This is a genomic window from Burkholderia sp. WP9, from assembly GCF_900104795.1.
In the GTDB taxonomy this organism is placed as follows: domain Bacteria; phylum Pseudomonadota; class Gammaproteobacteria; order Burkholderiales; family Burkholderiaceae; genus Paraburkholderia.
Genome location: NZ_FNTG01000002.1, coordinates 1,621,638 through 1,631,826, shown reverse-complemented (window position 1 = coordinate 1,631,826; position 10,189 = coordinate 1,621,638). Strand labels below are relative to the sequence as shown.

Genomic DNA, 10,189 nt, shown 5'->3' with positions numbered 1-10,189 from the left:
TCGTGCCAGCAGGTTCACGAGCCGAGCAGGCCCGCTGCGATATTCACGCACAACCCGAACACAGCGACGTTGAAGTAAAACGACAGGACCGATTGTGCGAGGGCGGCGCGGCGAACCGAACGCGAACGCAGCATCACGTCCGACGTCTGCGAGGCCACGGCGATCGTGAACGACAAATACAGGAAGTCCCAGTAATCCGGGTGAAGCGCCTTGTCGGGAAACTGCAGCGGCGTCTCCGGGGCATCCGGGTCGTAGTAAAGGCGCGCGTAGTGCTGGGTGAAGATGGTCGGGATCAGGAACCAGGCGCCGAACATCGTCAGTCCGGTCAGCGCGTAGTGCCAGACCGTGGAAGCGCCCGCTGTTCCCTTTGCCGACGCCAATTCCAGCACGATGGCCGCAATACTCGCAATGGTCGCCAAGCAGATCACCATGAGCACGACGCCCGCGTTCTCGTCGTCGCGACGGGCGGATTCGCGTACGCCGCCTTCGTCGGCAAGGGCCATGTAGACCCAGATCATCGCCAGATAACTCCAGATGGCGGCGTCCCAGCCGACCAGCACGCGAACCATCGGGCGCGTGTGCGCCGGCACGGCCAGCGCCGCGATGATGCCGAGCGCAAGGCCGACCAGCATGCGTGGCCGATTGCGAAGAACTTGTGGAAGATATTTTGTCAGCATGGAATGGCGTGTGAAGGACTCTTGGTTTCGCGGATTCTACCCGGGCTTCGACCTGTATTTGTCGAATGGGCGGGACACAGGCTATAGTCTTTCGCAACGCGCTTGCGTGCCGCTTTCAATTGAAAGGCGATTGGCAGGCGGCAGTTTTTTGCCCGTTCATGCCATGCAGTGCGCACGGTTTCATACGGATGTCATCAGCACAACGTATCTCGGCTCGCATTGGGGTTCGTGCGGGCTAACAGGAAAGACCGCTTAAGCGGCTTCAGGCCAGGTTTGGGGTAGAAGATCGACGCCACGCGCGAACGGCAGACCGCCGGGGCCGTGTGGCAAGTTGAGAACGACTCACCATCTGGAGTCCCCATGACAGATGTTCCCGAGAATAATGATGCGCACCACGAAGTGACGCATCCCGCAGGCTTGTCGTCATCAGCTTCGTTTTCAGCGTCGCGTAGAGCGTGGGTGCTCGGTGCATGCGCCGCGGCCGCGGCGTTCGCATTTGCCGGCGCCGGCCGCTCACTTTCATGGATCGCCCCGGCATGGGCCGATGCGCCCGCAGGCGGCGGGCTCGATGCCTTCCTCGCGCTCTCGCAGCGCCTCACAGGCCGCACCGGCTTCGACGCCACGCTCGGCAAACGCGTCTATGACGCCCTGGCCAAATCCGACAATCATTTCGACCAGAACGTCGCCGCGCTCAACACGTGGCTGCAGGGCCACGGCGGCGTGCCATCAGATACCGTCACACAAGCCTTGCAGGCCGATCAGCCCGCGCTCGCGAAATCCGTCGGCGCGATCATGCGCGCGTGGTATCTCGGCCTCGTGGGCGACACGCCGCATGTGGAAGTGGTCGCTTATGAAAAGGCGCTGATGTTCGAGCCCGTGAAGGACGTGCTGACGATTCCGTCTTATTGCCGCGACGTGCCGTTCTATTGGACAAAGAAACCGGTGAGTGCCTGAACGTCGTTTCTCTTGCGTGTGCCGCAACGTTCGATCGAATCGTTCGACGCAGCTCGGGCACGCGCGTACAGCAAGCCAGCATAAGTGCTCTGCACGGGATCCGCGTGACGCGTTCAAGCGAACTCGGGTCGACACAAAAGAAGAGAGAGGGCAACAATGGCAAACGCAAACTCTGCCGATATCGTCGTGGTCGGTTCGGGCGTGGCAGGCGGACTGGTTGCGCATCAGATGGCGCTGGCCGGCGCGTCGGTGATTCTGCTCGAAGCCGGGCCGCGCATTCCGCGCTGGCAGATCGTCGAGAACTTCCGTAATTCGCCGGTCAAGTCCGACTTCGCGACGCCTTATCCGTCGACGCCTTACGCACCGCATCCCGAGTACGCCCCCGCCAACCATTATCTGATCCAGAAGGGCGACTATCCGTACAGCTCGCAGTATCTCCGGCTGGTGGGCGGCACGACCTGGCACTGGGCGGCCGCGGCATGGCGGCTGTTGCCGTCGGACTTCCAGTTGTGCAAGCTGTACGGCGTGGGGCGCGACTGGCCCTATCCCTATGAAACGTTGGAGCCGTGGTATTCGGCGGCGGAGGTACAACTCGGCGTGTCGGGTCCCGACAATTCGATCGATCTCGGTTCGCCGCGCTCGAAGCCGTATCCGATGAGCCAGCTTCCACTCTCTTACATGGATCAGCGCTTTAGCGACGTGCTCAATGCGCACGGCTTCAAGGTCGTGCCCGAGCCGGTGGCGCGCAACAGCCGTCCTTACGATGCGCGACCCACTTGTTGCGGCAACAACAACTGCATGCCGATCTGCCCGATCGCCGCGATGTACAACGGCGTGGCGCATGCGGAGAAGGCCGAACAGGCCGGTGCGAGGCTGGTTCCCGAGGCGGTGGTGTACCGCGTCGAAGCGGACAACAAAGGGCTGATTACAGCGGTTCACTACAAGGACCCGAACGGCAACAGCACGCGCGTGACCGGCAAGCTGTTCGTGCTCGCCGCGAACGGCATCGAAACGCCAAAGCTGATGCTGATGTCCACTTCCGATAAATTCCCGCACGGCGTGGGCAACAGTTCCGATCAGGTGGGCCGCAACCTGATGGATCATCCGGGCACGGGCGTCACGTTTCTTGCCAATGAACCGCTGTGGCCCGGACGCGGGCCGATGGAAATGACCTCGATCGTGAACTTCCGCGACGGCGCGTTCCGCTCCGATTACGCGGCGAAGAAACTGCATCTGTCGAATGGCGTGCCGACCATGGCCGTGACCGCCGCACTGCTGAAGCAGGGCCTTACCGGCGCCGAGCTCGACCGGCAGATTCGCGACCGTGCGTCGCGCACGCTGAATATCAACAGCTTCCATGAGCATCTGGCGGAGCCGCAGAACCGCGTGTTGCCTTCGGCGGATCACAAGGATTCGCTCGGCATTCCGCAGCCGGAGATCTACTACTCGATCAACGACTACGTGAAGAAAAGCGCGGCCAATACGCACGAACTGTACGGGCAGATCGCCGCGCTGTTCGGCGGCGCCGAGGTCTCGTTCGACGACACCTTCGCACCCAACAATCACATCATGGGCACGACGATCATGGGCAGCGATCCGGCGGATTCGGTCGTGGATGCGGACTGCCGTACGCACGATCACTCCAATCTGTTCATTGCCAGCAGCGGCGTGATGCCGAGCGCGGCATCGGTGAATTGCACGCTGACGATCGCGGCCTTGTCGCTGAAACTGGCCGACAAGCTCAAGCGTGAAATCTGAGCCTGAACGGAGCACCACAATGAAGAAGAACACGTCTCGCGTGCAGCCGGTCGATGCGCTTGTGCGAAACGCCCGGCGCCGTCACTTCAGGGTCGCGACGCTCGCAGCGATCTTTTCGCTGTTCGCGCTCTATGTCGCCTGGCATGAGGCGCACGGCCCCAAGGTGCAGCGCAACGACGAGTTGCCTATTACGCAGGCCCGCGCGGACGACGCCTCGCGGTCGGCCAATGGCGAGGCCATCTCGGCTGAGGTGGCCGGCGGCAATCTGGTCAAGCGCGGCGAGTACCTCGCGCGCGCCGGCGATTGCGCGGCCTGCCACACGGCGGACAAAGCGCGGCCGTTCGCGGGTGGGCTGCCGATCAACACGCCGTTCGGCACGATCGTGACGCCGAACATCACGCCCGATCCGGACACCGGCATCGGCCAATGGAGCGACGCCGATTTTCTGCGCGCCATGCATGAGGGCATTGGTAGAAGTGGCCAGCGCTTGTATCCGGCCTTTCCGTACGCGGAGTACACCAAGGTCACGGATCAGGACGTGCTGGCCATTCGCGCGTATCTGAATACGCTCACGCCAATCCACTATTCGCCGCCGGGCAACAGCCTGACATTCCCATTCAATCAGCGCTGGTTGATGGTGTTCTGGAATCTGTTCAATTTCACCGAAGGCCGCTTCGTTCCCGATCCGAAGCAAAGCGCGCAATGGAATCGCGGCGCTTACCTGGTGCAAGGACTCGCCCATTGCGAGGAATGCCATACGCCGCGTAACTTCACGCAGGGTTTGAAGTCGAGCTCACGTCTTTCGGGTGCCGTGCAGGCCGGCTGGCACGCGTACAACATCACGTCTGACAAGACGAGCGGCGTGGGCAACTGGAGCGACGACGAGCTGGTGTCGTATCTATCGACCGGCGCGGCGCCGGGCCGTGCCAACGCGGCCGGCCCAATGGCCGAAGTGGTGGCCGACAGCACGCAATATCTGACGCGCGAAGATCTCGGCTCGATCGTCGCGTATCTGCGCGCCGTGCCGCCGATCAACGGTGGCGAATCGCGCCCGCGCGACCAGTGGGGCAATCCCGCCGACGACGTGACGGCACTGCGCGGCACTGCCATTCATGCCGTGAACGGCGCGCAATTGTTCGTCGCGAACTGCGCGAGCTGCCATAGCTGGACGGGTCAGGGTGTGGGCGCGAGCGCGCCCGGGGCGTATCCGTCGCTGATCCATAACTCGGCGGTGGGCGCGAGCGACGCCAACAATCTGGCGCTGGTGATCCTGCGCGGCGTCAGTCGTACGACGAAACAGGCGGACGTGTTGATGCCGGCATTCGGCACCCAGCTCAGCGACGATCAGGTGGCCGCCATTACGAACTACGTGACCAGACAGTTCGGCAATCCACAATCGACCGTGACGGTCGATCAGGTGGCCAAACTGCGCACTCAGCAATAGTGACCGCGTTAGGTGTGTATTTCCGGTAAGGGCTGCCGGAAATATGCCAGTTTTGCGTCGATTTGCGTCGTTTCAGCTCGCTGCGGCGCCAGGATACGATGGGCAGCGCGCATACACGTCGCGGATGCCGCATTATCATGGACCCATGGCTTCCGTACTCGTCAATTCCGTTGAACATCACCCGGCCAACCGGAGCGGTCGCGACTTCGTGGTCGGCGACCTGCATGGCTGCGTCGATGCATTGCGCTATCTGCTGCGCGTGATTACGTTCGACCCGGCGCGCGACCGGCTCTTTTCGGTCGGCGATCTGGTGGATCGCGGCGAGCATTCCGAACTCGCTTTGGCTCTGCTCGACAAGCCGTGGTTTTTCGCCGTGCTCGGCAACCATGAAGACATGCTATGCGCCGTCGCCGATGGACGCTTGCGGCGTCAGTCGTGGTATGGAATCGGCGGCCTATGGGCGGCGCAACTTTCCGACGAACGCCTGCAACACTACGCCGAAATCCTGCGCGGGTTGCCGCTTGCGCGCGTGATCGGCAGTGGCAAGGAGCGCTTCAACGTGCTGCATGGGGAATTCTTCGGCACGGATGCCGAGCTCGATGCGGGGAATTTCTCCGCCGAAACCCGCCAGCAATTGCTGTGGGGACGCGAGCTGGCATTGGGCAATGGCGATCCGCAGCGGCAGCGCGGTCTCTCGCTGACCTACTGCGGCCACACGCCGATGCGTGACATCAAGCAGGTCGGCTCGCAGGTGTTTATCGACACTGGCGCGTTCGGCCCGGAAGGCAAGCTCACGATCGTGGAGCCGCTGGCGCTGCGGCGCTGGTCGATCTCGGTCGAAGAGGCGCGCGCGGAAGGGGCGGCAGCGCTGGCGCTACCTTGACTCTGCCTTGACGGCTTGGGCCCGCGCGCGGGTTTGGCAACCTAGCCCACCTGGTTGAGTTCGAAAACCATATCCACCTCGTTGCCGTTCCAGTTGTATTCCAGATACGCCGCGTGATGACAGTCGCGCAGGAGCGTGGTTTTGAACGCGGCGAGGCATTCGCCTTCGTCGTCGCGCACCGACGGATACACGATACCCGGCGCACCCGCCTCGCGGACCGCCCGGCCGAGGGATTGTCCGGCCAGATAATCATCCGGCGACAGCACCGCGAGATCCACCGACTTGTCGGCGCGAATGTCCACCACGTTGCCTAGCGCGACGACGGTATAGAGGCGCATCTGCTGGCGCATGGGCGGTTCGGCCGTTGCTTCCAGAAATTTCCCCGTGTGATAGCGCGTTTCCGCGATCGCGGTGGCGCGTGAACGGGCGCAATAAAACACGCCATAGGTGCCGTCAGAGAAGCGGCTGCCGAGCGGGTTCAAATGGGTCAGCGCGGCCATGATCGGCCCATAGCCCGGTCCGAAGCGACGCTCTTCGCGCGGCACCAGATCGAGTTCGCCGACTTCGGTGCGCAGACGGTCGTTGGTCATGGCTTCGAGCGCGTAGAGCGCGTCGAAATCTTCCGGCGAGGCGACCCGGTCGAACAGATTGACGGCCGGAAAGCGCGTCGGAATCACGCGATACGCGGGCGACCAATCGAGCGGCGCGGTACGCCAGCGGTCCTGCCAATGCGGTTGTGTCACGCCCAGCCGCCTCGCATTGCGTCGAGATACTGGCGCACGGCCACGAGGTCGCTAATGTTGCCCGCCAGCATGCGGTCCAGCGCGCGGCGGCCGCCGAACGGTGGCGCGCTGTTGGGACGTTTGATCCAGGTGTCGGCGATGCTGGCTTGCGGCAGCAGGATTTGCAGCGCCTTATAGATACCGAGCAGCAGCGACAGGCGTTCGAGCGTGTCGCGCCCGAGGCGGGCCGTTTCAGGCGCCGCCTTCCATTTGAAATAAGTCGAGCGGCCCGGCGAGCCTAGCAGCACGATCTGCTCTTCCGCGCTCAAGTCCCAGTCGCGGGCGATGTTGAAGAACGCGCGCAGCCCTGCCGCGGACATTTCCGTTAGCGTGGGTGCTGAAGGCGGCCGGCGAATCGGCTCTTCAGGTTGGGTGGCACGAGCAGCGTGAGCCATGAGTGGAAAAGTCCTAATGTGTACTTGAAATTAATCTTAGTCTAAATGTGGATTTTTGCAAGAGAATATAATCCAGGCTCGTTATAAAGTCGAAGATCAGGAGAGGCAGGAGATGGGCGTTCGAGCAGTAGCAGTGGGAGCGGCGTTCGCCGTGTGGTGTATGTCAGGACCGGTCATGGCCGCGGGTTATACGGAAGTGTGGAACCCGTCCGAACAGAGCGGGCATGTCACGAAGCACGCTGGGACAAAGACGGGGGCAGCCGCCAACGGGCAGTCTGGCGTTGGCTCGAAAGGCGCTTCGAAGTCGGCTTCAAAGTCGGCTTCAAAGTCCGCCGCAAGGTCTGCTCCGAAGCGTGTGGCGGGCACCAAGCATGCCGCGCCGCACGTTGCATCAGCGTCGGGACACGGCGGTAAACCGTCGGCGCATGGCAGCGTTAACAAGGTGTCGGCCAAGGGCGCCACGAAGAGCGGAACCCAGGCAGCAGGCGCGAACAAGACCCAAGCGAAAGCGGCGGTCGTGACGCAGCGTAAAAAGCCGCACGCGCAAGTCGTTCAGGCGAAGCCGGGACACGGCAAGGTCATGCACGCCAATCTGGTCGCGAGCCGTTCGACGCATCCGCAGAAGGTCAAGGTTGCGGCGAAACCTGGCGCGATAAAACCGGCTGCGTCCCCGGTGAATTCGGCGTCGTCATCCGTCAATACGGCGCCATCCGCAAACATTGGCGCCAATCCGGCGAGCGCAACGAGCAATCCCGCTACCGCCAGCAGCGGCTCGCTGCCGCCGATCATTCACTGATCTCGAAACCGGAGCGCGCGTTCGCGCTTCGGCTGGCTGGTCGACCTCCGCCTTTATGCCGCGGACGAGGATTTTTCTGGGTTAAAAGAAAGGCGTCGACCTTCATTTGTGGATCAACGTGACGAGGCGCTTCGTCATTGTGTCGCCAACCCATTCGTCACCAACCGCAATGTTTCCAATGACCGCGCGTCCCTGACCCGCGAATGCAGCGTAACGCGCGATTCCGGCAGTTGGGGCAAGCCCAACCGTTGGCCGACATCGATCAGACCGCGCGGCGCCACGCGGCGCGCCAGCGGCGACACCGCCAGACCTGCCGCCACCGCCGCGCCGACGGCCGCCACGCCACCGCCGACGAACACCTCCTGCCACCCGATACCAGCCTGCGTGAGCGTGCGCAGCGCCACGTCGCGCACGTTGCACGGCGGACTCAGCAGCGCCAGCGCCAACGGTTCGCCGACTCGCGGTAACCACGCCGGCGTGGCGAGCCAGGCGAGCGGTTCGCTGAATAGCACTTGCGCGTCGTCGCGCGGCGGTTCGTCGGCGCCATAGCGGATGATTACCGCGTCGAGGCGGCGTTCGTCGAATTGCGCAAGCAGCGCGGAAGACGTGCCCAGATGCAATTCGATTACCAGACCCGGATCGTGCGCATTGAGCCTGCCGAGCAGAAGCGGCAAGTCCGGTCCCGCCACGTGCTCGCTGAGCCCCAACGCGAGCCGCCGACGCTCGACCGACAGCGACCCCAGCGCGCGTTCATGCGCGTTGAGCAAGTCGCGCGCGGCGCCGAGGAACGCGTTGCCGTCCGCGGAAAGACGCACGACGCGCGGCGTGCGCTCCAGCAATTGCTTGCCCAGATGCGCCTCCAGCCGTTTGAGCTTCAGGCTGACGGCCGATTGCGTCGTGTCGAGCGCGTCCGCGGCACGCGTGAAGCTGTGCAGATCGGCGACCAGGACGAATGCCCGGACCGCATCGAGATCGAGAACTTTCATTTCAAATGAATATAGATGAAATCGCCATTGATGTCTGTTTATTATGACTGAGCGCGCCTAAGCTGTCCTTACCGCATCACCACAACCAGGGAAGGAGGTTCATCATGCCGCTCACACGAATCGCTTTACGCGCCGGCAAGCCCGTCGAATACCGGAAGGCGCTGACCGATAGCATCCAACGTGCGCTGGTGGCGACGTTCAACGTGCCGAAGGACGACATCTTCATGCTGATCACCGAGCACGAGGCCGGCAACTTTGTGTATGACAACCAGTATTTGAACGTGGAGCGAAGCGACGATCTCGTGATGATTCAGATCACGCTGAACAACACGCGCACGCTCGAGCAGAAGCGGGCGCTATACAAGCGGATGGCGGACGAATTGGCGGAATCGCCGGGGCTGCGACGAGAGGATGTGTTGATCAATCTCGTCGAGGTGCTGAAGGAAAACTGGTCGTTCGGCAATGGGATTGCGCAGTACGCGCTGTGAGCGCCACGCCGACCCGTTAGCGCGAGCTTCGGAAACGAAAACGGGCGGCCGTGCCGCCCGTCGGTCGTCAGATGCGCGGCAATCTCAGGCAATCGTATCGACCACGCCGCCGTCGACGCGCAGCGCCGCGCCGGTGGTCGCCGACGCCTGCGGCGAGCACACGTAGACGACCATGTTCGCCACTTCCTCGGTGGTGGCCGCTCGCTGGATGATCGAACTGCTGCGATGCGCGCGCACGAACTCCGTGGCAACCTGTTCGACCGTTTTGCCTTGTTCTTTGGCTGTCTCTTCCACCATTGCCCGCAAGCCGTCGGACAGGGTCGGTCCGGGCAGCACGGCATTCACGGTGACGCCGCTGCCAGCCGCTTGCTTGGCGATGCCGCGCGCAATGCTCAACTGCGCGGTCTTCGAAAAGCCGTAAGCGAGCATGTCCGGCGGAATATTCAGTCCCGATTCGGACGAGATGAACACCACGCGGCCCCATTTGCGCTCCATCATCCCTTTGAGATAGTGGCGCGTGAGCCGCACGCCCGACATGACGTTGATCTGGAAGTAGCGCTCCCAGTCGTCGTCTTCGGTGGAGAAGATGTCGCCAGGGCCGAAGACGCCGAGGTTGTTCACCAGAATGTCCGCCTGCGGCACGGCCTGGATCAAGGCGTCGCAGCCCTGCGCCGTGCCGAGGTCGCCCGCGAAGCCTTGCAATTTCGCTTGCGGCGCCGTCTTGCGGATCGTTTCGATAGCGCGGTCCACCGCGTCCTGCTTGCGTCCGTTGATGATGGTCTGCGCACCCGATGCGGCAATGCCGGTGGCGATCGCAATGCCGATGCCCGCGGTGGATGCACTGACGATCGCAGTCTTGCCGGATAGATCGATGTTCACTGTCTTGCTCCTCGCTGAAGTTACGGCGAAGCGGCCGAGGCTGGCCGCGCCGGAAAATACAAAGGGCCTGGTGTTCGAAGCGTCGAGCGGAAAGTATCCCATCTATCCGCGCGCAAGTCCGGTTCGGTGCCAGGACGGTGGCGCGGG

At 63.0% G+C, this 10,189-nt stretch carries 11 protein-coding genes; 6 read left to right on the top strand and 5 right to left on the bottom strand.

Annotation, left to right across the window (positions count from 1 at the left end; genetic code table 11):
* Positions 1–14: 14 nt before the first annotated feature.
* Positions 15–677: a DUF1345 domain-containing protein gene (locus tag BLW71_RS28530; RefSeq protein ID WP_091804808.1), complete on the bottom strand. Its 663-nt coding sequence runs from the start codon at positions 675–677 to the stop codon at positions 15–17.
* A gap of 360 nt (positions 678–1,037) precedes the next feature.
* Between BLW71_RS28530 and BLW71_RS28525 the strand changes: the two genes are divergently transcribed.
* The 4 genes from BLW71_RS28525 to BLW71_RS28510 all read left to right on the top strand — a co-directional run bounded on the left by BLW71_RS28525 (position 1,038) and on the right by BLW71_RS28510 (position 5,716).
* The gene (locus tag BLW71_RS28525) at positions 1,038–1,631 is read left to right on the top strand and encodes a sugar dehydrogenase complex small subunit (RefSeq protein ID WP_091804803.1); all 594 of its coding nucleotides are present in this window, start codon (positions 1,038–1,040) and stop codon (positions 1,629–1,631) included.
* A 156-nt stretch (positions 1,632–1,787) separates the two neighbouring features.
* Positions 1,788–3,389, top strand: coding sequence for a GMC family oxidoreductase (locus BLW71_RS28520; RefSeq protein ID WP_091804799.1), 1,602 nt, complete (start codon positions 1,788–1,790; stop codon positions 3,387–3,389).
* A 19-nt stretch (positions 3,390–3,408) separates the two neighbouring features.
* Positions 3,409–4,833: a cytochrome c gene (locus BLW71_RS28515; protein WP_091804795.1), complete on the top strand. Its 1,425-nt coding sequence runs from the start codon at positions 3,409–3,411 to the stop codon at positions 4,831–4,833.
* 145 nt (positions 4,834–4,978) lie between these two features.
* Positions 4,979–5,716 carry a metallophosphoesterase gene (locus BLW71_RS28510; protein WP_177205134.1) on the top strand — a complete coding sequence of 246 codons (738 nt, stop codon included), beginning with the start codon at positions 4,979–4,981 and terminating at the stop codon, positions 5,714–5,716.
* 41 nt (positions 5,717–5,757) lie between these two features.
* Here the strand turns inward: BLW71_RS28510 and BLW71_RS28505 are convergent, their stop codons facing one another.
* The gene (locus BLW71_RS28505) at positions 5,758–6,459 is read right to left on the bottom strand and encodes an RES family NAD+ phosphorylase (RefSeq protein ID WP_091804788.1); all 702 of its coding nucleotides are present in this window, start codon (positions 6,457–6,459) and stop codon (positions 5,758–5,760) included.
* Positions 6,456–6,893 (bottom strand): MbcA/ParS/Xre antitoxin family protein, encoded by a 438-nt coding sequence (locus tag BLW71_RS28500; RefSeq protein WP_177205133.1) that lies wholly within the window; start codon positions 6,891–6,893, stop codon positions 6,456–6,458. The genes BLW71_RS28505 and BLW71_RS28500 overlap by 4 nt, the downstream gene beginning before the upstream one ends.
* Before the next feature lie 112 nt (positions 6,894–7,005).
* Between BLW71_RS28500 and BLW71_RS28495 the strand changes: the two genes are divergently transcribed.
* A complete protein-coding gene (locus BLW71_RS28495) occupies positions 7,006–7,689 on the top strand; it encodes a hypothetical protein (protein WP_091804783.1) in 684 nt (227 codons plus the stop codon).
* 134 nt (positions 7,690–7,823) lie between these two features.
* On the opposite strand, the gene BLW71_RS28490 is transcribed toward BLW71_RS28495, so the two are convergent.
* Positions 7,824–8,675, bottom strand: a complete 852-nt coding sequence (locus BLW71_RS28490) for a LysR family transcriptional regulator (protein WP_091804780.1) — start codon at positions 8,673–8,675, stop codon at positions 7,824–7,826.
* Positions 8,676–8,779: 104 nt separating this feature from the next.
* Between BLW71_RS28490 and BLW71_RS28485 the strand changes: the two genes are divergently transcribed.
* Positions 8,780–9,163 carry a tautomerase family protein gene (locus tag BLW71_RS28485; protein ID WP_091804777.1) on the top strand — a complete coding sequence of 128 codons (384 nt, stop codon included), beginning with the start codon at positions 8,780–8,782 and terminating at the stop codon, positions 9,161–9,163.
* 84 nt (positions 9,164–9,247) lie between these two features.
* On the opposite strand, the gene BLW71_RS28480 is transcribed toward BLW71_RS28485, so the two are convergent.
* Positions 9,248–10,042, bottom strand: coding sequence for an SDR family NAD(P)-dependent oxidoreductase (locus BLW71_RS28480; RefSeq protein ID WP_091809000.1), 795 nt, complete (start codon positions 10,040–10,042; stop codon positions 9,248–9,250).
* Positions 10,043–10,189 lie beyond the last annotated feature (147 nt).

Bases quoted from the DNA above. Each gene is read 5' to 3' on its own strand.
- BLW71_RS28515 (WP_091804795.1), top strand. From the start codon at position 3,409: ATGAAGAAGAACACGTCTCGCGTGCAGCCGGTCGATGCGCTTGTGCGA.
- BLW71_RS28520 (WP_091804799.1), top strand. From the start codon at position 1,788: ATGGCAAACGCAAACTCTGCCGATATCGTCGTGGTCGGTTCGGGCGTG.
- BLW71_RS28510 (WP_177205134.1), top strand. From the start codon at position 4,979: ATGGCTTCCGTACTCGTCAATTCCGTTGAACATCACCCGGCCAACCGG.
- BLW71_RS28530 (WP_091804808.1), bottom strand. From the start codon at position 677: ATGCTGACAAAATATCTTCCACAAGTTCTTCGCAATCGGCCACGCATG.
- BLW71_RS28485 (WP_091804777.1), top strand. From the start codon at position 8,780: ATGCCGCTCACACGAATCGCTTTACGCGCCGGCAAGCCCGTCGAATAC.
- BLW71_RS28495 (WP_091804783.1), top strand. From the start codon at position 7,006: ATGGGCGTTCGAGCAGTAGCAGTGGGAGCGGCGTTCGCCGTGTGGTGT.
- BLW71_RS28490 (WP_091804780.1), bottom strand. From the start codon at position 8,675: ATGAAAGTTCTCGATCTCGATGCGGTCCGGGCATTCGTCCTGGTCGCC.
- BLW71_RS28500 (WP_177205133.1), bottom strand. From the start codon at position 6,893: ATGGCTCACGCTGCTCGTGCCACCCAACCTGAAGAGCCGATTCGCCGG.
- BLW71_RS28525 (WP_091804803.1), top strand. From the start codon at position 1,038: ATGACAGATGTTCCCGAGAATAATGATGCGCACCACGAAGTGACGCAT.